Raw genomic sequence first — 23249 nt, 5'->3', positions numbered from 1 at the left:
TCAACGTCCTCGCAGGAACCAACGATCGATTTCGGGCAGGGTGAAGCGCGCCCAGGTAGGGCGTCCATGATTGCATTGGCCGGAGCGTTCGGTCGCTTCCATTTCGCGCAGCAAGGCGTTCATTTCCGGCAAAGTGAGACGGCGGTTGGCGCGCACCGCGCCATGGCAGGCCATGGTCGAAAGCAGTTCGTCGCGCGCCGCCGCGACCCGGCGCGATTCGCCGTGTTCGCGCAGGTCGGTCAGCACGTCGCGCAGCAGCGCCTCGACGTCGCCGTGGGCGAGCAAGGCCGGCACCGCGCGCAGGGCCAGCGACTGCGGGCCGCTGCGGGTGACTTCGAAACCCAGCGCGATCAGCGTGGCTTCCTCGCGCTCGGCGACCTCGGCCTCGCGCTCGGACACCGCCAGCGTCGCCGGCACCAGCAATGGCTGCGTGCGCAGGCCCTCGCCGTCGTGCGCGCTCTTGAGTTTTTCGTAGCCGATGCGCTCGTGCGCGGCGTGCATATCGACCACGATCAGGCCTTCGGCGCTTTCGGCCAGCACGTAGACGCCGTGCAACTGGGCGATGGCGTAGCCCAGCGGCGGCAGGCTGTCGTCGTCGCTGCGCGGCAACGCCGGCAGCGGCATGCCCGCGGACGGCGCGGCGTAGGCGCTGCCGGAACCGGTATACAGTCCGGCGCCCGGCGCGGGGCCAGACACCGAGCCGCCGCCGTTGCCGTACAGCGCGGCGTAACCGGCCTGGGTTTCGCGCACCTGCAGGCCCAGCGGCGCGGTCGGCCGGTATTGATACATGTTCGACGGCGCGGCGCCCTCGCCGTTCGCGGCCGCATCAAAGCCGCCGGGCACCTGCGCCGACGGCAAGGTGCCGGCGCGGGTTTCGGCCAGGGCGTCGTTGAGGGTGCGATAGACGAAGTCGTGGATCAGCCGCGCATCGCGAAAACGCACTTCGTGCTTGGCCGGATGCACGTTGACATCGACCCGGCGCGGGTCGAGTTCCAGAAACAGCACATACGCCGGCTGGCGGCCGTGGAACAGCACGTCGGCGTAGGCCTGCTTGACCGCGTGGGCGATGCTGCGATCGCGCACCGAGCGGCCGTTGCAATACAGGTACTGCTGATCGGCGCTGGCGCGGTTGTACGAGGGCTGCGCGATCCAGCCGTGCAGGCGCAGGCCGGCGCCGCTGTGATCCACGCGCAGCGCGTTCTTGGCGAATTCATCGCCCAGCGCTTCGCCGATGCGCACGTCCGACAGGCCCATATCGACCAGGTCGCCCTCGCCTTTCCAGCGCCGTGTCGCCTTGCCGTTATGCGAGACGCGCAGTTCGACATCGGGCCGCGCCAGCGCCAGTTGCCGCAGCCATTCCTCGATATGGCCGAGCTCGGTGCGCTCGGCCTTGAGGAATTTGCGCCGCGCCGGGACGTTGAAGAACAGGTCGCGCACTTCGACCGTGGTGCCTTGCGGATGCGACTTGGGCGTGACCTCGCCGAGGCGGCCGCCGTCGATTTCCAGCACCGCGCCGCGGTCTTCGCCGATCCGCCGCGACGACAGCGCGAAGCGGCTGACCGAGGCGATCGACGGCAGCGCTTCGCCGCGGAAGCCCAGGGTGGTGACGCCTTCCAGGTCGTCGAGCGAAGCGATCTTGCTGGTGGCGTGGCGCGAGACCGCCAGCGGCAGTTCCTCCGGCGCGATGCCGTTGCCGTCGTCGCGGATGCGGATCAGGCGCACGCCGCCTTCTTCCAGGTCGATATCGACCCGGCGCGCGCCGGCGTCGAGCGCGTTCTCGACCAGTTCCTTGACCACGGACGCGGGCCGTTCGACCACCTCGCCGGCGGCGATCTGGTTGATGAGGGTATCGGGGAGTTGGCGGATGCTCACAGGCGGCGTTTCGGTGCGCGCGGCACCGTGGGGGGATGGGGATCGATGATAGCCGCTGGGTGCCGGTCGCCGCGATCCGCTGCTTGTGGTTTGAGGGGGCTGGATGATCAGTCGCGGGCAAAGCGCCCTCATCCGCCCTTCGGGCACCTTCTCCCGCAAGCGGGAGAAGGGCTCGGCTCCGCAGCTTTTCTCGCAATTGAAGCTGCATCAGCTGCCGCCACCGATACTGAGCCCCTCTCCCGCTTGCGGGAGAAGGGCTCGGCTCCGCAGCTTTTCTCGCAATTGAAGCTGCACCAGGTGCCGCCACCGATACTGAGCCCCTCTCCCGCTTGCGGGAGAGGGGTTGGGGTGAGGGTCGCACGCCGCAAACGAAAACGGCCCCGAAGGGCCGTCGATCAAAGCCTTGCAGTAACCGTCCGCCGAACTTCAAGGACTCCCACCGCCCCCAAACCCACCCGGGGAAGCCTGCTGGGCCTCGGCGCGCGCCGCATACATCGTGCCCGGCGGCGGCTGGCGGGTGAAATAGGTGTTGATGCCGTCCAGCACCGCGCGCGCCAGTGCGCGCTGGTGCGAGGGATCGGTCAGGCGACGCTCTTCGTCCGGGTTGGAGATGAAGGCGGTCTCGACCAGCATCGCCGGCATGTCCGAGGTGCGCAGCACGGCGAAGTTGGCGCGCTCGATATGCGGCTTGTGATTGTTGCCGACGTCCTTGAGGCCATCGAGCACATGCCCGGCCGCGTCTTCGGAGGCCTTCATGTGGCCGCTCTGAGTCAGGTCCAGCAGCACCGAAGCCAGGGTGTTGTCGGTCTGCTGCAGGCGCACGCCGCCGATCAGGTCGGAGGCGTTTTCCTTGTCGGCCAGCCAGCGCGCGCGCTGCGAGGACGCGCCCTTGAGCGACAGCACGTACACCGACGAACCCTTGGCGGCGCGGTTTTCGGCGGCGTCGGCGTGAATCGAGATGAACATGTCGGCCTTGGCCTGACGCGCCAGCGCGGCACGGCGCGGCAGCGGAATGAACACGTCCGAGTCGCGGGTCATGTAAGCCTTCAGACCCGGCGTGGAATTGATCTGGCGCGCCAGTTCGCGGCCGATCGCCAGGGTCACGTCCTTCTCGCGCTTGCCGGTCATGCCGATCGCGCCGGGGTCCTGGCCGCCGTGGCCGGGATCGATGGCGATGATCAACGGACGCATGCCGCGGCCGCGCATCACGTCCTTCATGGTCTTGACCGCGCCCGCCGGCGGCAAGGCCTCGGGCACGGGCTTGGTTTCGGTGGCCATGTCGGACGCGCCCGGCATCGGCGTCGGCACACCGGTAGCGACGCGGGTGGGCACGCCGGTGGCGATGCGGGTCGGAACGCCGGTCGCGACCGTGGTCGGCACCGGCGCCTGCGCGGCCTGTTCGAAGACCGCCTGGGTGGCGGCCTGATTCGCGGCTTGATTGGTCGTCTGCGGCGCGGCCGGTGACGTCGCGGAGGCCTGCGCGACGTTCTGGGGCGGAGCCGCGGGCTGCACCGACACCGACGCGCCCATGGGCAGCTGCGCGGTCGAAGCGACGGGACGCGGCGCGGCTTGATGAGTCGCGGCGCCGCGCGCGGCGAGTTCGGCGATGAGCTTCTGGGTCGCCGCGTTCGAGGCCGCGGCCGGATCGGCTTCGGTTTGCGCGGCGGCCACGGCCGGGTTGGCCGCGACCTGCGGTGCGGGCGCGCTCGGCGCGGCGGCCACGGCGGCGGGCGCCGCGGCGGATTCGCTGCCGTCGCCCGGCCATTCCAGTACCAGGCGCGGGCCCGAAGCGCCCTGCTCGATACGCGGCTTCATCGCCGCGACCGGCTGGGCCAGGTCGAACACGATGCGCGCGGTACCGGGCTGCGGCTCGCCGCTGCGCACGGATTTGACGATGCCGGCGCCGGCCGGAAGCTTGATGTTCTTGCCCAGGTGCGAGGCGGGCAGATCCACGACCAGGCGGTCGGGGCCCTTCAGGCTGATGACTTTGTATTCGCCGGCGCCGTCGAGGGCGATCTCGGCGCGGGTGCCGGTGGCGCCGCTGCGCAGCTCCAAGCCCTTGATTTCACCGGCGTGCGCGAGATTCCAGGCCAGCGCCGCGAGCAGCGCCAGGCCGAGCAGGAATTTCTGGACGGTGGCCCCTTTTACTCGCATGGGTGTAAGTCAAGCACCGGAATTGATGAATTGCAAGTATTTTTCCCTTGCAAATCCGGTACCTGCCGCTACTTCCTATGGAATCGTTCAGGAGTCGGCCGCAAACGCCCGCCAATCGGTGGTCCGGTTCAGGGCTGCCAGCCACTCGCGGCCGCCCCGGGTGGCGGCGCTCAGGCCGGCGCGACGGCCGCTCCCGTCCACGGCCAGATCGATCCGCAGATCGGCCGCCGGCAGCCAGCCCTGGCCGCGTTCGGGCCATTCGATCAGCCACAGCGAGGCCTCGCCGCCGTCCAGGCCGAGGAATTCCAGTTCGCCGGCGTCGCCGATCCGGTACAGATCCATGTGCCAGGCCTCGCCGCCGTCGCTGAGCGGGTAGCGTTCGACCAGGGTGTAGGTCGGGCTGCGGATCGCGCCCTGCACGCCCAGTGCGCGCAGCAAGGCGCGCGCCAAGGTGGATTTGCCCGCGCCCAGATCGCCGTGCAGATGCACGTGCAGCACCGGCATCGGCGCGAGTTGCGCGCGCGCGCGCGCCAGCGCCGCGCCGAGCGCGTCGGTGGCGTCGGCGTCGGCCAGCATCAGGCTCAGCGACGGCGAAGCGTCGGATGCGATCCCGGATGCGTTCGCGGAATGGATCGGACTCATCATCGCGTCAGTGTATGGGCAGCGGATGGGTTGGCGCAGCGGCGCAGCCACGGCATCAGATCGCTCGGCAACAGACCGCGCTCGCCGTCTTCGCGCGCGGCGCAATCGCCGGCCACCGAATGCAGCAACGCACCGCAACTGGCCGCATCGAACGAATTCAAACCTTGCGCGCGCAAGGCCGCGATCACGCCGCTGAGCACATCGCCCATGCCGCCGACCGCCATGCCGGGATTGCCCGCGCCGATCACCCGCACGCCCGAACCGGGCGCGGCGACCAAGGTCCCCGCGCCCTTGAGCACGACCGTGCAGTGGTAATGATCGGCGAGCGCGCGCACCGCGGAGTAACGATCCGATTGCACGCGCGCGGTGTCGCTGCCGAGCAGGCGCGCGGCTTCGCCCGGATGCGGCGTAAGCATGGTCTGGGACGGCAACAGGCGCGGCTCGGCGGCGAGCAGATTCAACGCATCGGCGTCCAGCAGCAACGGCTTGCCGCTTTCGATCACCGCGGAAAACAGCTGTTTTCCCCAATGTTCCTGACCGAGGCCGGGACCGATCGCGATCGCGTCCGCGGCATCGATGGACGCGCGCAGATCGTCGGGATGTTCGACCGCGCGCGGCATCGCTTCGGGCAGGCGCGCGAGCATCGGCGCCACGTGCGCCTGACGCGTGGCCGCATCCAGCAAACCGGCGCCGCTGCGCAACGCCGCCTGCGCGCACAACAGCAACGCGCCGCCGTGACCGTGATCGCCGCCGATGCACAGCACGCGGCCGTTGCTGCCTTTGTGGCTGTCGCGGCGGCGCCGCTGCAGCCAGCGCGGCAGATCGTCGGCGCGCAGCCATTCGGCGACCGGATGCACACCGTACCCGGACAAGCGCAGCCCCAGGTCGGCAAGACTCAGGCTGCCGACGCGATCCAGGGCCGCGCCGGTGCGCAAGCCGGCCTTGCGCGCGATGAATTCGATGGTGCGTTCGGCGATCACCGCCGCGCCCTCGACCCGGCCGCGATCGGCATCGACGCCGCTGGGCGTATCCAGCGCGAACACCGGCGCGCCGTGAGCGTTGATGGCGTCGATCAACGCCACCGCCGCGCCTTCCGGCGGACGTTTCAGGCCGATGCCGAACAAGCCATCGACGATGGCGTCGGCGGCCGGCAAGGTGCCGTCGAATTCGATCGCGGTCCCGCCGGCGGCGGCGTACTCGGCGGCGGCGCGTTGCGCGAGCTTGCCGCGCGGCGTGTGTTCGCCCAGACGCACCACCGTCACCCGGCGCCCGGCCTGGTGCGCGTGCGTGGCCATCACGTAGCCGTCGCCGCCGTTGTTGCCGGGGCCGCACACCACCAGCAGCGAATAGGCCTGGCTCCAGCGATCCAGCCATTCGCGCCAGGCCGCTTCGCCGGCGCGGCGCATCAGCGCGTAGCCGTCGCGCAGTTCGGCCGCGGCCGCGGTTTCCGCCGCGCGCAGCGCCGCGGCGTCGTACAGGCCCGTCGGGGCGATCTGCGCAGTTTCAGCAACCTGGGACATGGCGCAATTCTATACTTGCCGCATCGTGAGCCAGCCCGACGCCCGCCCCACTTCGCCCGCCGCCGCGCCCGACTACGCGGCGCTGGCCGCGCGCATCCGCCAGATCGCGCGCGAATTCGGTTTTCAGCGCTGCGGCATCAGCGGCATCGAACTGGCCGAGGATGAGGCCTATCTGCTCGACTGGCTGGACCAGGGCCTGCACGGCTCGATGGACTGGATGGCCCGTCACGGCGATCTGCGCGCGCGTCCGAGCGCCTTGCTGCCGGGCACCTTGCGGGTGATTTCGGTCGGCCTGGACTACGGCCGCCGCGACGACGAAGACGCGTGGGCGACGCTGGCCGATCGCGAACGCGCCTACGTCGCGCGTTACGCCCTGGGCCGCGACTACCACAAGCTGATGCGCCAGCGCCTGCAGCGCCTGGCCGACCGCCTGGCCGAAGTGGTCGGGCCGTTCGGCCATCGCGTGTTCGTCGATTCCGCGCCGGTGCTGGAACGCGCGCTGGCGCGCAACGCCGGACTGGGCTGGATCGGCAAGCACACCTGCCTGATCGACAAGGACGGCGGCTCGTGGTTCTTCCTCGGCGAGATCTACGTCGATCTGCCGCTGCCGGTGGACACCCCGGCGACCGCGCACTGCGGCACCTGCACGCGTTGCATCGACATCTGCCCGACCCAGGCCATCGTCGCGCCGCACCGGCTCGATGCGCGGCGCTGCATCGCTTATCTGACCATCGAACACGAAGGCGCGATTCCGCATGAGTTGCGGCCGGCGATCGGCAACCGCATCTTCGGCTGCGACGACTGCCAGCTGGTGTGTCCCTGGAACAAATTCGCCCAGCGCACCGACGAGCCGGACTTCCGGGCCCGCAACGACCTGGACAAGGCCACGCTGACGCAGTTGTTCGCCTGGGACGAAGCGGAGTTCCTGCAACGCACCGAGGGCTCGGCGATCCGCCGCAGCGGGCACGAGCGCTGGCTGCGCAATATCGCGGTGGCGTTGGGGAATGCGGAGGATTCGCCGGAAGTTGTCGCGGCGTTGCGCGCCCGGCGTGAAGATCCCAGCGAAGTGGTGCGCGAGCATGTGGCGTGGGCGTTGGCGCGGCATGGGGTTGCCTGAGCCTGAAGTCTTTTGTAGGAGGGGCTTCAGCCCCGATGCCTTTCGATCAGTTCGCCGCGATCGGAAAAAAGAGCATCGGGGCTGAAGCCCCTCCTACAAAAGACTTCGCGGCGCGGTGGAACGCGCAGGTGGCCTCGATCGAAGCCACGGTCACAACGAAATGATCGAAACGCATCGCCATGCCCGCGCCGTTCGATTCATGCAAACACCCGCGCCCCGGCTCAGCCGCGCAGCTTGCGCAGCAACTCGCGCGTCACCGGATCGTCGGCCTGCGCTTCGCCGGCCAGCGCCGGCAGCAGGCGGCTGGCGACCTGCTTGCCGAGTTCGACGCCGAATTGATCGAAGGCGTTGATGCCCCAGAACACCGACTGCAGATACACGCTGTGTTCGTACATCGCCAGCAGCGCGCCGAGCGATTGCGGGGTCAGCGCGTCCAGCAGGATCGTCGTGCTCGGCCGTCCGCCGGCATAGGCGCGATGCGGATCGTCGCTGCTCTGGCCGTTGGCGAAGGCTTCGGTCTGCGCCAGCAGATTGGCATGCAGGGCGCGATGGTTCTGCGGATACGGCGCATCGGAATGGATCACGCCGATGAAATCGGCCGGAACGATCGAAGTACCCTGATGCAGCGCCTGGAAGAAGCTGTGCTGGGTGTCGGTGCCGACCCCGCCCCACCACACCGGCACGGTGTCGCCGCTGACCGGCGAGCCGTCCAGGCGCGTGGACTTGCCCAGGCTTTCCATCACCAACTGCTGCAGATAATTCGACAGCAGCTTGAGGCGATCGTCGTAAGCCAGCACCGCTTGCGTCGCATAACCCAGGCCGTTGCGGTTCCAGATCGCGGTCAGGGCATGCCAGGCGGCGAGATTGCGCTCCAGCGGTGTTTCCAGCACATGCGCGTCCATCAGCGCGGCGCCGTCGAGGAATGCCTCGAACTTGTCCATGCCGATCGCCAACGCGATCGGCAGGCCCACCGCCGACCACAGCGAGTAACGGCCGCCGACCCAGTCCCACATCGGCAGGATGCGCTCGGACGGAATATTGAAGGCGCTGGCGGCGCGCTCAACGTTGGCGCTGATCGCGTACAAACGCGAATCGTCGCCGAGCCAGTCGCGCAGGATGCCGCCGTTGAGCAGCGTCTCCTGCGTGCCGAAGGTTTTCGAGATCAGCAGCGCCGCGGTGCGCTTGGGATCGAGCCCGGCCAACGTGCGCTGAGCGGCGTGGCCGTCGACGTTGGACAGGAAATGCACGCGGAAACGGCCGGGCGTGGCGCCGGTCAGCGCGTCCACGGCCAGTCGCGGGCCGAGGTCGGAGCCGCCGATGCCGACGCTGACGATGTCGGTGACTTCGCTCGCGGCGAGCCGATCGACCACCGCGCGCATCTGCTCGCGCGCGGCCAGCGCCTGACGGTGCGCGGCGCGGGCGGTCTGCGAGGACGACAGATCGCCGCGCAGCGCGGTATGCAGCGCCGGGCGGCCTTCGGTGAGGTTGACGATCTCGCCGTCGAACAGCGCCTGCAGGCGCTGTGCGCTGCCGGCGGCCTCAGCCGCCTTGCGCAACCAGGCCAACGCCTCGCGGTCGTAGTGCTGGCGCGCGAAGCTGGCGTAGAGCGGGCCGACCTGTAAAGCGAAATCCGCGGCGCGGGCCGGGTCTTGCGCGATCAACCGGGGCAGCGAAGTGACAGCGACGCGCCCGACCTCGGCGCGCAGCTCGTGAAGTCGGACGTCATCGCTCATCGTGCGAGAGGCTCTTGAAGTGGGTCGATCAGGCGGCTTGAGCCGGCATCGAGTGGTTGGTGTGTGTCAGCTGATTGTGCCGGTCCACGTAGACCAGGGTCGGCTTGTACTTCGCCGCCTCGGCTTCCTCGCAGATACCGTACGCGCAGATGATGACCAGATCGCCGGGCTGGGCCTTGTGGGCCGCCGCGCCGTTGACCGAGATCACCCCGCTGCCCTCTTCGCCGCGGATGGCGTAGGTGGAGAAGCGGTGGCCGCTGTTGATGTTGTAGATGTGGACCATCTCGTACTCGCGGATGCCCGAGATATCGAGCAGACGGCCGTCGATCGCGCAGGAGCCTTCGTAATGCAGCTCGGCGTGGGTGACGGTGGCGCGGTGGATCTTGGCCTTGAGCAGGTTCAGTTGCATGGTCGTTACTCGTGGGTCCGCAGGCGCGCGGGCGCGAAGGGCCTGAAGTCTAGCAGCGCATGGCGCGCTGCAACATGGGCGAGGGCCGGGTTGGGCGGAACGCAGCTTTCCTGTCGGCCGCGCCCGCGCCCCGGCGGGTCGGCGCGGCCGTTCAGGCGGTGAATTCCAGGTTGTCGATCAGGCGAGTGCGGCCCAGGCGGGCGGCGATCAGGGCCACACGGGCGCCGTCGCCCTGCCCCGGGGCGGATTCAGGGACGGTCAGGTCGGGGCGGCGGATGGCCGCGTAATCGACGAGGAAGCCGGCCGCGGCCAGCCGTTCGCCGGCCTCGGCCTCGACCGCTTCGCGTTCGCGTCCGGCCTGAACGGCCTCGCGCATCGACTGCAGGACGCGGTGGATCTCGGCCGCCCGCGGGCGTTCGTCCGCAGACAGGTATTGATTGCGCGAACTCATCGCCAGCCCGTCGGCCTCGCGCCGGGTCGGCGCGGCGATGATGTCCAGCGCGAAGGCCAGATCGCGCACCAGGTAGCGGATCACCGCCAGTTGCTGGAAATCCTTGCGGCCGAACACGGCCAGATCCGGCCCGACCTGATTGAACAGGCGCGCCACCACCGTCGCCACGCCGTCGAAATGGCCGGGACGGTGCGCGCCCTCCAGGGTTTCGGTGATGGCCGGTACGCGCACCTGCACGGTGTTCTGCGCGCCGAACGGGTACATGGTCTCGACCGAAGGCAGCCACAGCAGATCGCAGCCGGCCTCGCCCAGCCCTTCGGCATCGGCCTCGGGAGTGCGCGGATATCGGCTGAAATCCTCGTTCGGGCCGAACTGGGTCGGATTGACGAACACGCTCGCCACCACCCGGTCGGCGTGTTCGCGCGCGAGCCGGATCAGCGAATGATGGCCGGCGTGCAGATTGCCCATCGTCGGCACGAAGGCGATGCGTTGGCCGGCCTGACGCCAGCTTGCGAGGGTGGAACGCAGGGCGTCCAGTTGATCGACGGTCAGCATGCGGTACTCGTGATTGGCGACGCACTCCATGCGCGATAAAACCCGGCCGGTCGCGGCCGGACGACGCTTGGAACAAGCCCGGATATCGGGTCGGGCGCGCAGGATTTCCAGCGCCCGCCCGCGAGCCTCAGTCGTAGGAGTGCGAGGCGTCGGGGAAGGCGCCGCTGCGCACCGCCTCGGCGTAGGCGCGGAACGCGCCTTCGACCGAGCCGCCCTCGGCGAGAAAATCCTTCACGAACTTGGGCCGGCGATGGCCCGAATTGACGCCCAGCAGGTCGTGCAACACCAACACCTGGCCGTCGCAGTGCGGGCCGGCGCCAATGCCGATGGTCGGAATGTCCAGATCGGCGGTGATCGCCGCGGCCAGGCCGGTCGGCACGCATTCCAGCACCAGCAGCGCGGCGCCGGCCTCGGCCACCGCGCGCGCGTCGCCGCGCAGCTTGGTCGCGGTGGCGTCGTCGCGGCCCTGCAGCTTGTAGCCGCCCAGGCGCAGCACCGATTGCGGCGTCAGGCCCAGATGCGCGCAGACCGGAATTTCGCGTTCGACCAGGAAGCGGATCACCTCCAGCTTATGCCCGGCGCCTTCCAGCTTGACCATCGCCGCGCCGGCCTGCAGCAAGGCGGTGGAGGCGACCAGCGCGCGCTCGGGCGTGGCGTCGGACTGGAACGGCAGGTCGGCGATCAACAGCGCCTTGGACAGGCCGCGGGCGACGCAGGCGGTGTGATAGGCGATATCGGCCGTGGTCACCGGCAAGGTGCTGTTGTGGCCCTGCACGACCATGCCGAGCGAGTCGCCGACCAGTACCAGGTCGGTGCCGGCGGCATCCATGGTCCGGGCGAAGCCGGCGTCGTAGGCGGTCAACATGACCAGCTTGCGGCCGTCGCGCTTGGCGTCGGCGAGCATGGGCACGGTCCAGGCTTTGCGTTTTTCGGAAGCGTTGGCGTCGGTCGGAGCCGAGGTGTACATGGGCGATTCGTCCGGTGGCGACGGACGTCGTGGGGAGAGCGCCATAACTTAGCAGGTCGGCGACGGCGCGCGACCCTCATGGGCGCAACGCTGTCGGTCCAACTGGGGATTGCGTCGCGATCCGCTCGCCGCCGCCGTGCGCGATCCCGCGCGGCTTTTTGCGAAGCTTGCCGGGCCGCTGTGCCCGCCCGGGCCGCAGCCCGTCGATCGATCGTCGCCGCCGCGAGGTCTGGCGAACCGTTATCGCTCGAAGCGATCGTCGGAACCGAGCACCTGAATCTCGCCGGCGTCGATGCCGGCCAGCGCCTCGCGCGCCGGACCGATGCCCGGAATCCGCGCGTCCGGCGCGATCTCCACCAGCGGCACCAGCGCGAACGCGCGCTCGTGCAGATGCGGATGCGGCACGTGCAGGCCCGGCTCGGCGATGACCGCGTCGGCGTACAGCAGCAAGTCCAGGTCCAGCGTGCGCGGGCCCCAGCGGTCGCTGCCGTCGGCGCGGCGCGAGCGCCCGGCTTCGCGTTCGATCTCCAGCATCGCCGCGAGCAACTCGCGCGCCGTCAGCGCGGTGTCGAGCATCGCCACGGCGTTGAGGAAATCGGGCTGATCGGTCTGGCCCCAGGCCGGCGTGCGATACAACTTCGACGCCCGCGACAGCCGCGTGCGCGGCAGCGCGTCGAGCGCGCGCAAGGCCGCGCGCAGGACCGCGGCGCTGTCGCCGAGATTGCTGCCCAGACCGACGAAGGCGACGGTCGCGGGATCGCTGGAGAGAGCCGGCATGCGTTTGGCGGAGGATGGAAAGACGGGTGAAGGCGACGGCGCGGGCCTCAGGCGGATTCGCCGCCTATGCCCGTTGCAGTCGCCCGGATGAGCTTGGAAACAGCGGCCGAACCGCGGACCGCGCGCGGCCGCGTCACTCCGCGACCGGCGCTCCGCGACGGCGGCGGCGACGCTTGCGCGGCGCGCGGCCGTCGCCTTCCTCGCCCTCTTCGCCGGCCGAGGCCTGCGACTGCGCTTCCTGCTGAGCGAGCAGCTCGTTCGGATGCGCCTGCGCCTCGCGCCAGAACTCGACATCGCTGGCGTGTTCGTCCGAGGCGGCCATGCGCAGCGCCAGGAAGTCGAACGCGGCGCGGAAGCGCGGATGCGACAACAGACGGAACACGCGCTTGCGCTGGCGCTGCTGGAAACGCGACTGCAGCAGCCAGATTTCCTGCATCGGCAGCGAGAAACGCCGCGGCAGGGCGATGGTCGAAAGCTGATGCAGGGTGACCCGGTCGGCGGCGCGGCGTTGCGCTTCGGCGGTGTGCACGCCCTGCGCCTGCAGGCCCATCAGGTCGCGGCAGTACGCCGGCCACAGCAGCAAGGCGAACAGGAACGCCGGCGATACCGGCTCATCCGCGGCCACGCGCGCATCGGTGCCCTTGAGCCCTTCCAGCACCATGCGCCGCAATGCGCCGCTGCGATTGGACTTGAGCGCCGCGGCGCTTTCGGGCAGCAGCGCCGACAACAGGCCGTAGCGCTCCAGGCCGAGGAAACTTTCCACGGCGTGGCCGGACAGGAACAGCTTCAAGCATTCTTCGAACAAGCGCGCCGGCGCGGCGTCGGCCAGCAACGGCGCCAGGTGCGGGATGGGCGCGGCGGTCGCCGCTTCGATCTCGAAGCCCAGCTTGGCCGCCAGGCGCACCGCGCGCAGCATGCGCACCGGGTCTTCGCGATAGCGCGTTTCCGGATCGCCGATCAGGCGCATCAGCCGGTTCTGCACGTCCTCGAAGCCGCCGGTGTAGTCGCGCACCGAGAAGTCCTCGACCGCGTAGTACAGCGCGTTGGCGGTGAAGTCGCGGCGCACCGCGTCGTCCTCGATGCTGCCGTAGACGTTGTCGCGCACCAGCCGGCCGCCGGTGTCGGTCTCGCGATCGCCGCTGCCGTCGTCGCTGTTGGCGCGGAAGGTGGCGACCTCGATGATCTCGCGGCCGTAGACCACGTGCGCCAGGCGGAAACGGCGGCCGATCAGGCGGCAGTTGCGGAACAGCCCCTTCACCTGTTCGGGCGTGGCGTCGGTGGCGACGTCGAAATCCTTCGGATGGCCGCCGACCAGGATGTCGCGGACCGCGCCTCCGACCAGGTAGGCGCCGAAGCCGCTGTCGCGCAGCCGGTACAGCACGCGCAGCGCGTTGGGACTGATCTCCTTGCGCGACACGTTGTGCTGATCGCGCGGAATCACCCGCAAGGAGGTCTGAGGAGTAAGTGAGGAATTGTCGGCTTGCATCGAGCGCGGGCGCGCCGCCTTCTAGAAGTTTCGTGGGTCCAACCGTTGCCCGAGGCTACGGCGGCGCATATACTAGCAGGCCGCATAGGATTGAGAGTCCATGCGGTCCGCCCAAGCCGCCTTCCATCGGTCTGCACGTCTGGCAGACCCGGTTCGCGCCCGGCGGGAAGTACAACCTGCTCCCTTCGTCTAGAGGCCTAGGACGTGGCCCTCTCAAGGCTAAAACACGGGTTCGAATCCCGTAGGGAGCGCCAAACACGCGATCATGTCGCAGAAAAAGCCCGCTCACACGCGGGCTTTTTCTTTGCGTGAACAGCCGGCGGCCAGACCGCCGCGCGCGGCGGACTGCGCGGCGCGGGCCGATTCGCGCGAAAACCCCGCTCCGGCGGTTTTCGCGCGGGCGCCCGGACCAACCTGTCCGAACGGCTCCATTTTCATCGTTACCCGCTTCGCACTTCGCGATCGACCCGATGGCGTCGTGGGCGAGCGCGATGCGAGTGGCTACACTATCGCCCGCCCGGCCTGCTTGTACCGGACCACATTCCAGGACCCCGCCATGCCTTTCGTCGTCACCGAGAACTGCGTCAAGTGCAAGTACACCGATTGCGTCGAGGTGTGCCCGGTGGACTGTTTCCATGAAGGCCCGAACTTTCTCGTGATCGACCCGGACGAGTGCATCGACTGCACCTTGTGCGAGCCCGAGTGCCCGATTAACGCGATCTACCCGGAAGACGACGTGCCCGCCGGCCAGGAGCCGTTCGTCGCGCTCAATGCCGAACTGGCCAAGGCCTGGCCGGTGATCACCGCCCGCAAGGACGCCCTGGCCGACGCCAAGGAATGGGAAGGCAAGCCGGGCAAGATCGATCTGATCGAGCGCTGAGGGTTTACTCGAAGGCGCTCGCCAAAGCTCGCCATTCCCGCGAACGCAGGCTCCGCTCTACTTCGGCGGAGCCGAACATCCAGCGCCTTTCGCGCGAGAACATTCAAAGCCCGTCATTCCCGCGAACGCGGGAATCCAGGGCCTTTCGTGCGAGAACGCTTGAAGTCGCTGGATATTCGGCTTCGCCGAAGTAGAGCGGAGCCTGCGTTCGCGGGAATGACGAGCAAAAAACCGGCTTAATAGCGTTTGGCGTGCGTAACGCTCAACGCGGCTTTTCGTTCGGATACCGCTGAATCAGCACGTAGTCGCCCTTGCTGCCCCAGCGCGGCGCATCCTTGTCCAGTTGCACGCACGGCGTGCCCGCGCACGAGGTGATGCCGACGCGCGCATACGCCTCGGCCAGCTCGGCGCGAACCTGCGCCGCCGCGGCGCGATCGCTCGCCTGCTGGTACTGCCGATACTGGAAATGCAGGAGCACCGCCCCGCCGATCACCAGCAGCGCCATCGCGCCGGCGACCGCGGCGTAGGCGGCGATCACCGCTTTGCGCGTGCCCGCCGCGACCGCCTGCTGCGACTTCGCCAACTGCTCGCTGGCCCCGCCCAGCCGTGCCGAGGCCGTCGCCACCACCCGCTCGTACTGCTCGGCGCCCTGCCCCAGGCTGGAATCCAGTCCTTGCTGGACCAGTTGCGCGACCCGTGTCCCGGCGCTGTCGAGCACCTGGCCGAGATCACCGCGGACCCGCGCCAGCGCCTGCTCCAGCAACTGCACCGCCTGCTGCTGCTCCTGCACCGCCGCGTCCGAGCGGCGTTCCAGGGTTTCGGCCAGCAAGGCCAGGCGCTTGGCTGTCTCAACCAGCGTCGAGAATTCTGCTTCCATCGGTCTGTCCCTGGCTCGGCGGGCAAAAGCTGGCCGGATTATCGGCCATCGGCCGTCCCTACTGTGCAGTAACGCGGCTTGCCCCACCCCGGGGGCCGCGCTAGATTCGCCCGGACTAATCAGCACCAAGGAAGGAAACAGGCCATGGCCATCGCGCAAGAAACCTCCCCCGCTCCGGCGGCCGACGCGCGCCGCTTCAGCGACAAGACCCTGTACGGTCCCAGCGGCCATCCCAACTCGTCCGATATCGAGCAGAACTCGCTCGGCGACTGCTACTTCGTCTCGCCCTTGGGCTCGATGGCGCAGCAGCAGCCGCAGCGGCTCGAAAACGCGATCAAGTACAACGCCGACAAGGGCAGCTTCACGGTCACCTTCTACAAGGAAGAGAGCACCGGTTTCCTCGGCCTGGGCGATAAAGAGGTCAAGCCGGTCAAGATCGAAGTGAGCCAGGGCGAGCTGGAGGGTAACCTCACCCGCCGCGGCGGCAGCACGGTGGACGGGCATCCGGGCCGCGACGGTCCGATCTGGCCGGCGGTCATGGAAACCGCCTACGCCAAGATGCACGACCGCAATCCGAAGGACGGCCTGCAAGAGGGCTACGACAAGACCGCGCACGGCGGCTGGCCGGCCGATGCGCTGTTCACGCTGACCGGCGTGCACGGCCAGACCGTCAGCAATTCGGACTTCGACGACATGGGCATGGAGAAGGCTTACAAGAAGCTCGACACCGCGCTCAAGGAACACCGTCCGGTGACCCTGGCGACCAAGTCCGAAGACACGCACTGGTTCCGCGACGACGCGCCCAAGGACGGTCTGGTCAATCGCCACGCCTTCATGGTCGAGCGCGTGTACAAGGACGAGCACGGCGAAGTGATGCTGCAGGTGCGCAATCCCTGGGGCCACAACAACCGCGTGGACGAAGGCCGCGACACGCCCAACGCCAGCATCTCGGTCAAGCTCAAGGACATCGTCGACGGCGGCGGCCTGAACAAGATCGACATCGGCCCTTCGCCGTCGCAGCACCCGGACATCAAGAAGGTCGCCAGCGCCGAAACCGGCGATCGCCATCTCAACGCCATGCTCGCCAACCTGGACAACCCGGCGGCGATGAAGCAGTCGATGCGCGATCTGGCCGCCTCGCCCGACGGCCAGCAGTTCGCCGCCAACGGCCGCAGCCAGTCGCAGGAGCAGCAGACCGTCGCCGCCCCGCAGCCGGACGAAGCGGCGCCGGCGCGCGCGCCGACGATGCGCGCCTGAGCGCGCATCGCGCCGCCACGACTTATGGAGTTCGCGGCATGACCCGCTTGAGATCGAGCTTGATCAAAATCATCGTGACGGCCCTGCTGCTTTGCTGCGCGGGTTGCACCTTCGCAAAGGACTCATCCATGTTGTTAGACAAGATTCCGCACAACTCCGCCGACACCCCGCTCACCCCGGATCAGCACGGCGAGCAGCAGGCCGCGTTGGAAAACGCCCTGAACCAGTTGTGGCACGGCCAGTACCGCATCGTCGCCAAGCGCTTTTTCCTCTACAAGGATCAGCCGCAGTGGGTGGTGCTGGACAGCTCCACCGGCAATCACATCCAGGACAAGCTCGGCGGCAAGCGCGAATTCCAGAAGACCGGCGCGGGCGGTTTCGACGGCGTGAGCGTGTGGAAGATCGGCATGCTGAGCCCGGACCGCGTGGCGGTGGCGATGGGCTACGACCGCCTGCCCGACGGCAGCGCGGTATATGGCTATTTCGAGGTCGAGAAGGAATAAGTCGCGAGCGCGACATGCGCGCTGCACCGGCCACCGCAGGCCGCGCGGCGCCGGATCGGCCGCCGGGCTTTGCCTGCGCGGCCGTCTCGACGAAAGTTCCGCGATCTCGCCCCCGGGCGTTCGCGCGCGGCGCGGAAAGGTTCATCCGCGGGCACCTAGACTCGGCCGCGAGCCCTTTCCGGTCGCCGCCCCATGTCCAAGCTTCTGCCCTTCGGCCTGCTGCTGACGCTGTGCCTGACCCCGGCCGTGACCGGCGCCCAGCATCGCGGTTTCGATCTGTCGCAACTGGATCTGTCGCAGTTGGATCTGTCGCAACTGGACCCGGCCGCGATCATGGCCAGCGCCAACGACACGGTGATGCGCGCGCCCGACGGGCGCATCGACGAATTGTTCCAGGCCCTGCACCAGGCCTCGCGCACGCCGCGCGACGCCAGCACGCTGTGCGGCCTGTTCGACCCGAAGGCCGATCGCAGCGGGCAGGCGCTGATGGCCGCGGCGCAAAGCCTGGCGCCGCAAAGCCGCCAGCGTTTCAGCGAAGCGCTGATCAATATCGCCGCGACCGGATTGCAGAACCCGCGCCAGGCCTACGACCCGGCGACGGCGAAACAGACGCTGAAATCCGCCGGCACCCAGGCCATGCTGCTGCACGACGGCTTCGCCGCCGGCCTGAACGCCGACGGCAGCGACGAAGCCGGGCGCCAGGCGCGCTGCCGCTCGTTCGGCTGGCTGCTCGACGCGCTCAAGGACCTGCCGCTGCCGCAACGCGCCGCGGCGACCCGGTTGATGTTGAACGAAGGGCTGTCGCGGCTGGCGTCGAACTGAGCCGGACGGTTCGCCGGGCGGCGCCGAAACACTGCCCCTCAGGCATCGGACGCCGCTCGCGGCGCGCTGCTTTCGCCCATAACGCGCGACTGCTGGCGATACGCCGCTACCGGCGCGGGGCATGAAGACCGACGCCCATTCGGGCGCGAACACCGGCGCAGTTGCCGCCGCCCCGCTCCAATCCCCAACTACCGCAACGAAAACGGGCGCCAGCGGCGCCCGTTTTCGCGATCCGGCGCGCCGCCGGCCTGAGCCGGCGACCCGCCCGGGTGTCGATCAACGCCCGCCGAGCGCGCTCTTGAGGCTGGCGATCAGCTTGGCCGGCGCCGGACCGGTGGCCGGCAGGCCGCGCGGATCGACCGCCGACACCGCGGAGCCGGCGTCCACCGTGCTGACGCGGACCAGGAAGTTGCTGCCTTCGTAGCTCACGTCGAACGCACCCAGCAACTGCGCACGGCTGGAGACGGTCAGGCCTTCGACCTTGGCCAGCGCATCGCCGACCTTGGTGAAGGTGTCGTCGCGGTTGCCGCTGACGGTGAAGCCGTTCGCGGACGAGGCCGGAGCGGCCTGGGTCGGGCGCGCCGCGGCCTGGCCGGACGCGGTGGCCGGACCGGCGGCGGGCATCGCCATGGCGCCGTCGGTGCGCGGCTGGTCCAGGTCCGGCGGCACTTCCAGCGGACGGTTTTCCGGCGCCTCCGCATAGAGCTTGTTGCCCTTGCGGAACCAGCTGCAGCCCGACGTGGCGATTACGGCCAGCAAAACACCGGCGACGACCGCACGGGACAGAGAAACATTGGAACGCATGAGCATCTCCTGCAGGGGTTCAGGCCGCGAGCGTGTCGCGGCAGAGGTGTTCGAGTTCAACGACCAGCGCGGCGGACTGCCGCGCGGCTTCGTGATGGATGGCCGACAGCGGCTGCAACGGCAGACGCAGGCCGTGGCCGATGCCTTGCGCCGCCAGCAGCGCCTTGACCGGAATCGGATTGGATTCCAGGGCAAGAAAATCGTAGACCGGGCGCAGACGCGCGTCCCAGCCCTCGGCTTCGCCGCGACGGCCGCCGCGGGCCAGATCGGCCAGACGGCGGAACGCCGCCGGCAGCACGTTCGAGCCGACCGAAACGATGCCGTCGGCGCCGGCCAGGATGGCCCGGCACGCGGTCGGATCGTCGCCGCTGAGGACGGCGAAGTCGTCCGACTTGAACGCGAGCAGATCGCTCATGCGCTGCGGATCGGCGACCGCTTCCTTGATGCCGACGATGCGCCGGTGGCCGGCGAGCGCGGCCACCGTTTCCGGCAGCAGATCGCAGCCGGTGCGGCCGGGCACGTTGTACAGCACGAGCGGCAGCGCGTCGTCGTCGGCGATGGCGCGGTAATGCGCGAGCAATCCGGCCTGGGTCGGACGCACGTAAGGCGGGGCCACGACCAGCGCCGCGTCGGCGCCCAGGGCGGCCACGTGGCGGGTGAGTTCGATGGTTTTGGCGGTATTGGACAGACCGGTGCCGGCCAGCACCGGAATCCGCCCGGCGACGAATTCGACCGCGCTGCGCAGCAGCAGATCGTATTCGGCGTCGAACAGCGCGGCCGCTTCGCCGGTGGAGCCCGCGACCACGACCGCCTGGGTGCCGCCTTGCAACTGCAGCGCCAGCAGCGAGTGCCAGGCGTCCAGATCGATTTCGCCCGACGCGGTGAACGGCGTCGCCAGCGCGGTGATGCTGCCGGAAAGTCGCAAGTGAGGACCTATCTGAGTGAAAGGCCGCTGCCGCGCATGTGCGGAGCGGACGGGGGCCGAAAACCTGTAACGAACAATGGACGCAAACGCAGGACCGACCTGGGTTGCGGCGAAAGCGGGCGCCTGGGCACGAAACCGTGCCGGCGCGCCGCCATACACCCGCCGATGTTACTTGCGGCGCGAAAGCGCGGGCAAGTATGCTGCTTCACAGCGCGGCCCGGGCCCGGGCCGCCGTTCATTTCCGAGCCTTACGCTCCCTTGCAGGCGCCGCCTTGACCGATTCCGCTTCCCGGCCGTCGCCGAACGAAAACCACCTCCTGATCAACGCCTATACGACGCATCCGGAGTCGCCGCTGTTGTCGGTGACCCGCCGGATCGCCGATTCGGGCTGCAATCTGGTCGATGCGCGCCTGTCCACGGTCGGCCGCGACGTCTCGGTCACCGCGCTGGCGGTGGGTTCCTGGGACGCGGTCGCCAAGCTGGAAGCCATGCTCACGCGCCTGGAGCGCGAGGAAGGCCTCAAGCTGGTCTGGTACCGCACCGGCGCCAAGCAGGTGCAGTCCAATCTGCTGCCCTACATCGTCGAAGTCGTGGCCGCGGACAAGCCCGGCATCCTGTTCCAACTGGCGGATTTCTTCGACCGCCAGGGCATCACCATCGAAAGCCTGCACTGCTCGCGCTACCGCGCGATGCAGACCGGCGCGGATATGTTCTCCGCCCAGATCACGATCGGCGTACCCTCGAGCATGCACATCGCCGCCCTGCGCGACGATTTCCTGGAGTTCTGCGACCATCTGAACCTGGACGCCATCATGGACCCGATGAAGTTCTGACTATGCTCGATACCGGCGATCGCGCCTACGGCGGCAAAGCTCCTACCCTCGAACTGGCCCTGTCCAGCGGGGACACCGTCAAGATGAAGGACTACGCCGGCGGCTGGCTGGTGCTGTACTTCTATCCCAAGGACAGCACGCCCGGCTGCACCACCGAGGGCCTGGACTTCAACGCGCTGCTGCCCAAGTTCAAGAAGCTTGGCGCGACCGTGCTGGGCGTGTCCCGCGACTCGATCAAGTCGCACGAGAATTTCTGCGCCAAGCAGGGTTTCAAGTTCGACCTCATCAGCGACAAGGACGAAACCTTGTGCAACGCCTTCGGCGTGATCAAGGAAAAAAGCCTGTACGGCCGCAAATACATGGGCATCGAACGCAGCACTTTCCTGATCGACCCGAAAGGCGTCATCGTGCAGTCATGGCGTCCGGTGAAAGTCGCCGGGCATGCCCAGGCCGTGCTCGATTCGCTCAAAACCCATTCTGGCCAATAAACGCGCCGCAGGAAGCCACCACTCAGTGAGCCCCCTGATTCACACGATCGCACGCCGTCCCGCCCCGCGGGCCACGGCGGCGCTGCCGTGCGCGATCGCGGCCGCCGTCCGCCCCCTGGCGGTACACAGCACTTTTCCCCCGGCGTCGCCCGACGCCTATCTCCAGCGGAGCTGTCGATGACAAGAAGCAAGCGCATCTATGTGCTGGATACCAACGTGCTGATGCACGATCCCACCGCGCTGTTCAAATTCCAGGAACACGACGTCTACCTGCCGATGCAGGTGATCGAGGAACTCGACAACGGCAAGAAAGGCACCTCCGAGGCGAGCCGCAACGCGCGGCAGGTCAGCCGTTTCCTCAACGAACTGATCGAGATCGAGGGCACCGACAAGATCAGCACCGGCATCACCCTCAACCGGCCGCAGGGCCTGCAGCTGCGCGGCGCGCAAAGCATCGGCAAGCTGCGTTTCCAGACCGGCTCGTTCGACGCGGGCAAGCGTTTCAGCGCGGTGATTCCGGACAACCAGATCCTCGGCGCGATCCTGGCGCTGCAGGAGCAGGAACCCGGCGTGCCGGTGGTGTTCGTGTCCAAGGACATCAACCTGCGCATCAAGGCGTCCATCGCCGGGATCGTGTCGGAAGACTACGAAAACGATCGCGCGCTCGACGATTTCAGCCTGCTCTACACCGGCGCCACCGCGCTGCCGGACGATTTCTGGCAGATCCACGGCAAGGACCTCAAGTCCTGGACCGAGAAAGGCCGCACCTATTACGAAATCAACCGCACGCAGGACGACGACTGGTATCCGAACCAGTTCCTGTTCCTGCCCGGCGACGACGAGTCCGAACTCAAGGTCACCAAGGTTGGCGAAGAGCGCGTGACCCTGCAGATCGTCGACGATTTCCGTCATAACCAGCACGCCGTGTGGGGCATCATCGCGCGCAATCGCGAGCAGAACTTCGCCCTCAACGCGTTGATGGACCCGGAGATCGACTTCGTCACCCTGCTCGGCACCGCCGGCACCGGCAAGACCTTGCTCGCGCTCGCCGCGGGCCTGGCGCAGACCATGGATCAGCAGCGCTATCGCGAGATCATCATGACCCGCGCGACGGTCAGCGTCGGCGAAGACATCGGCTTCCTGCCGGGCACGGAGGAAGAGAAGATGACGCCGTGGATGGGCGCGTTGACCGACAACCTGGAAGTGCTGACCCACAACCAGGACGGTGGCGCCTGGGGCCGCGCGGCGACCAACGACCTGCTGGCGTCGCGCATCAAGATCCGCTCGATGAACTTCATGCGCGGACGCACGTTCCTGAGCCGCTGGCTGATTCTGGACGAGGCGCAGAACCTGACGCCGAAGCAGATGAAGACCTTGATCACCCGCGCCGGCCCCGGCACGAAGATCGTGTGCCTGGGCAACGTGGAGCAGATCGATACGCCGTACCTGACCGAAACCACTTCGGGCCTGACCTATGCGGTCGATCGCTTCAAGGGTTGGGCGCACAGCGCGCACGTGACCTTGCGGCGCGGCGAGCGCTCGCGGTTGGCGGACTACGCGTCGGAAGTGCTCTGACGCGATGACGCAGCGGTTGGCCACGTAGGTCTGGGTCGGCGCCGCCGCCCTCGCCTGCGTGGCTGGCATGGTCAACGTGGTGGGCATTCTGGGTTTCGAGCATCAGGCCGTCACCCATCTGACCGGCACCACCACCCCGCTCGGCGCCGCGGTGGTCGGCGGCGATCTGCGGGCGGTCGCGCATCTGCTCAGCGTCATCGGCGCTTTCGTCGGCGGCGCGGTGCTGAGCGGATTGATCATCCAGGACAGCACCTTGCGCCTGGGCCACCGCTACGGCGTCGCCTTGACGATCTAAGCGTAGTGGGTTTCTTCCGCCTCACTTCGCTACCCGGTCTTGTCTCGTGACGGGCGCTTGCGATTGGCGGATTGCGCAAGGCAAGCGCTGGGGTTTCCTTCGATCGATCCAATTGGCGCTTCGCGATGCGAATCGGGCAGTGTTGGTTTTTCACCGATTGGAATGGCGCCGTTGCCGTTGCCGTTGCCGTTGCCGTTGCCGTTGCCGAGATTTTGCCTTGCATCCTCTTCGCTTTGCAGTGCTTTGGCTTTGGCTTGGACTTTGACTTCAGCTGTTGCTGTTGCCCGGCGCCGCTTGTAACTCGCGA

At 68.3% G+C, this 23249-nt stretch carries 22 protein-coding genes, 1 tRNA gene and 2 pseudogenes; 10 read left to right on the top strand and 15 right to left on the bottom strand.

The annotated features are described in order from the left end of the window. The 4 genes from mutL to J7J50_RS22460 all read right to left on the bottom strand — a co-directional run bounded on the left by mutL (window position 1) and on the right by J7J50_RS22460 (window position 6188). Window positions 1-1872: a DNA mismatch repair endonuclease MutL gene (gene mutL / locus J7J50_RS22475; RefSeq protein ID WP_215060529.1), complete on the bottom strand. Its 1872-nt coding sequence runs from the start codon at window positions 1870-1872 to the stop codon at window positions 1-3. A gap of 426 nt (window positions 1873-2298) precedes the next feature. After that, window positions 2299-4026, bottom strand: a complete 1728-nt coding sequence (locus tag J7J50_RS25205; protein WP_215060531.1) for an N-acetylmuramoyl-L-alanine amidase — start codon at window positions 4024-4026, stop codon at window positions 2299-2301. An 87-nt stretch (window positions 4027-4113) separates the two neighbouring features. Next, the gene (gene tsaE, locus J7J50_RS22465; protein WP_215060601.1) at window positions 4114-4602 is read right to left on the bottom strand and encodes a tRNA (adenosine(37)-N6)-threonylcarbamoyltransferase complex ATPase subunit type 1 TsaE; all 489 of its coding nucleotides are present in this window, start codon (window positions 4600-4602) and stop codon (window positions 4114-4116) included. Window positions 4603-4667: 65 nt separating this feature from the next. Continuing rightward, window positions 4668-6188, bottom strand: a complete 1521-nt coding sequence (locus J7J50_RS22460) for an NAD(P)H-hydrate dehydratase (RefSeq protein WP_215060533.1) — start codon at window positions 6186-6188, stop codon at window positions 4668-4670. Here J7J50_RS22460 and queG point away from each other — a divergent pair. Further along, the gene (gene queG / locus J7J50_RS22455; RefSeq protein ID WP_215060535.1) at window positions 6187-7305 is read left to right on the top strand and encodes a tRNA epoxyqueuosine(34) reductase QueG; all 1119 of its coding nucleotides are present in this window, start codon (window positions 6187-6189) and stop codon (window positions 7303-7305) included. The two genes, J7J50_RS22460 and queG, sit on opposite strands and share 2 nt — an antisense overlap. 46 nt (window positions 7306-7351) lie before the next feature. Here the strand turns inward: queG and J7J50_RS25200 are convergent, their stop codons facing one another. From J7J50_RS25200 to pcnB, 7 genes are all read right to left on the bottom strand, one after another. Continuing rightward, window positions 7352-7486 (bottom strand): hypothetical protein, encoded by a 135-nt coding sequence (locus tag J7J50_RS25200; protein ID WP_285222326.1) that lies wholly within the window; start codon window positions 7484-7486, stop codon window positions 7352-7354. Window positions 7487-7526: 40 nt separating this feature from the next. Further along, on the bottom strand, window positions 7527-9038 hold the full coding sequence (pgi, locus tag J7J50_RS22450; RefSeq protein ID WP_215060537.1) for a glucose-6-phosphate isomerase: 1512 nt from the start codon (window positions 9036-9038) through the stop codon (window positions 7527-7529). A gap of 28 nt (window positions 9039-9066) precedes the next feature. Beyond that, window positions 9067-9447, bottom strand: a complete 381-nt coding sequence (gene panD / locus J7J50_RS22445; RefSeq protein WP_057943438.1) for an aspartate 1-decarboxylase — start codon at window positions 9445-9447, stop codon at window positions 9067-9069. A gap of 151 nt (window positions 9448-9598) precedes the next feature. Next, the gene (gene panC, locus J7J50_RS22440) at window positions 9599-10453 is read right to left on the bottom strand and encodes a pantoate--beta-alanine ligase (RefSeq protein WP_215060539.1); all 855 of its coding nucleotides are present in this window, start codon (window positions 10451-10453) and stop codon (window positions 9599-9601) included. A gap of 127 nt (window positions 10454-10580) precedes the next feature. Continuing rightward, window positions 10581-11420 carry a 3-methyl-2-oxobutanoate hydroxymethyltransferase gene (gene panB / locus J7J50_RS22435; RefSeq protein ID WP_215060541.1) on the bottom strand — a complete coding sequence of 280 codons (840 nt, stop codon included), beginning with the start codon at window positions 11418-11420 and terminating at the stop codon, window positions 10581-10583. A 240-nt stretch (window positions 11421-11660) separates the two neighbouring features. Further along, window positions 11661-12197 (bottom strand): 2-amino-4-hydroxy-6-hydroxymethyldihydropteridine diphosphokinase, encoded by a 537-nt coding sequence (gene folK, locus J7J50_RS22430; RefSeq protein ID WP_215060543.1) that lies wholly within the window; start codon window positions 12195-12197, stop codon window positions 11661-11663. 133 nt (window positions 12198-12330) lie between these two features. Beyond that, window positions 12331-13683 (bottom strand): polynucleotide adenylyltransferase PcnB, encoded by a 1353-nt coding sequence (pcnB, locus tag J7J50_RS22425; protein ID WP_215060546.1) that lies wholly within the window; start codon window positions 13681-13683, stop codon window positions 12331-12333. A 178-nt stretch (window positions 13684-13861) separates the two neighbouring features. On the opposite strand from pcnB, the gene J7J50_RS22420 reads away from it, so the two are divergent. Next, window positions 13862-13937, top strand: a tRNA-Glu gene (locus J7J50_RS22420). 302 nt (window positions 13938-14239) lie between these two features. After that, window positions 14240-14563 (top strand): ferredoxin FdxA, encoded by a 324-nt coding sequence (gene fdxA / locus J7J50_RS22415; RefSeq protein ID WP_057943443.1) that lies wholly within the window; start codon window positions 14240-14242, stop codon window positions 14561-14563. 262 nt (window positions 14564-14825) lie between these two features. On the opposite strand, the gene J7J50_RS22410 is transcribed toward fdxA, so the two are convergent. Further along, on the bottom strand, window positions 14826-15440 hold the full coding sequence (locus tag J7J50_RS22410; protein ID WP_215060548.1) for a hypothetical protein: 615 nt from the start codon (window positions 15438-15440) through the stop codon (window positions 14826-14828). Window positions 15441-15584: 144 nt separating this feature from the next. Between J7J50_RS22410 and J7J50_RS22405 the strand changes: the two genes are divergently transcribed. From J7J50_RS22405 to J7J50_RS22395, 3 genes are all read left to right on the top strand, one after another. Then, complete coding sequence (locus J7J50_RS22405) at window positions 15585-16697, top strand: C2 family cysteine protease (protein ID WP_215060550.1); 1113 nt, start codon at window positions 15585-15587, stop codon at window positions 16695-16697. 128 nt (window positions 16698-16825) lie between these two features. Beyond that, window positions 16826-17200, top strand: coding sequence for a hypothetical protein (locus J7J50_RS22400; RefSeq protein ID WP_215060552.1), 375 nt, complete (start codon window positions 16826-16828; stop codon window positions 17198-17200). Window positions 17201-17392: 192 nt separating this feature from the next. Further along, a complete protein-coding gene (locus tag J7J50_RS22395; protein WP_215060555.1) occupies window positions 17393-18022 on the top strand; it encodes a hypothetical protein in 630 nt (209 codons plus the stop codon). A gap of 276 nt (window positions 18023-18298) precedes the next feature. Here J7J50_RS22395 and J7J50_RS22390 read toward each other — a convergent pair whose 3' ends face one another. Beyond that, window positions 18299-18826 (bottom strand): hypothetical protein, encoded by a 528-nt coding sequence (locus J7J50_RS22390; RefSeq protein WP_215060556.1) that lies wholly within the window; start codon window positions 18824-18826, stop codon window positions 18299-18301. Between the two features lie 19 nt (window positions 18827-18845). Continuing rightward, window positions 18846-19751 carry a 4-hydroxy-tetrahydrodipicolinate synthase gene (dapA, locus tag J7J50_RS22385; protein ID WP_215060558.1) on the bottom strand — a complete coding sequence of 302 codons (906 nt, stop codon included), beginning with the start codon at window positions 19749-19751 and terminating at the stop codon, window positions 18846-18848. 197 nt (window positions 19752-19948) lie between these two features. Here dapA and J7J50_RS22380 point away from each other — a divergent pair, with 197 nt between their 5' ends. The 4 genes and pseudogenes from J7J50_RS22380 to J7J50_RS22365 form a co-directional block, all read left to right on the top strand. Next, window positions 19949-20584 carry a glycine cleavage system protein R gene (locus J7J50_RS22380; RefSeq protein ID WP_215060560.1) on the top strand — a complete coding sequence of 212 codons (636 nt, stop codon included), beginning with the start codon at window positions 19949-19951 and terminating at the stop codon, window positions 20582-20584. A gap of 2 nt (window positions 20585-20586) precedes the next feature. Further along, the gene (locus tag J7J50_RS22375; RefSeq protein WP_215060568.1) at window positions 20587-21072 is read left to right on the top strand and encodes a peroxiredoxin; all 486 of its coding nucleotides are present in this window, start codon (window positions 20587-20589) and stop codon (window positions 21070-21072) included. Window positions 21073-21249: 177 nt separating this feature from the next. Beyond that, window positions 21250-22647: a PhoH family protein gene (locus tag J7J50_RS22370; protein ID WP_215060570.1), complete on the top strand. Its 1398-nt coding sequence runs from the start codon at window positions 21250-21252 to the stop codon at window positions 22645-22647. Between the two features lie 4 nt (window positions 22648-22651). Further along, window positions 22652-22939: pseudogene (locus J7J50_RS22365) on the top strand (DUF1275 family protein); the annotation flags it as partial. A 32-nt stretch (window positions 22940-22971) separates the two neighbouring features. On the opposite strand, the pseudogene J7J50_RS22360 reads toward J7J50_RS22365, so the two are convergent. Next, window positions 22972-23249, bottom strand: a pseudogene (locus J7J50_RS22360) (hypothetical protein); the annotation flags it as partial.

It is taken from the genome of Lysobacter sp. ISL-50 (assembly GCF_018612875.1).
Taxonomy (GTDB): domain Bacteria; phylum Pseudomonadota; class Gammaproteobacteria; order Xanthomonadales; family Xanthomonadaceae; genus Lysobacter.
The sequence above is the reverse complement of the archived record's forward strand: the minus strand, read 5'-3'. Positions and strand labels throughout refer to the sequence as shown.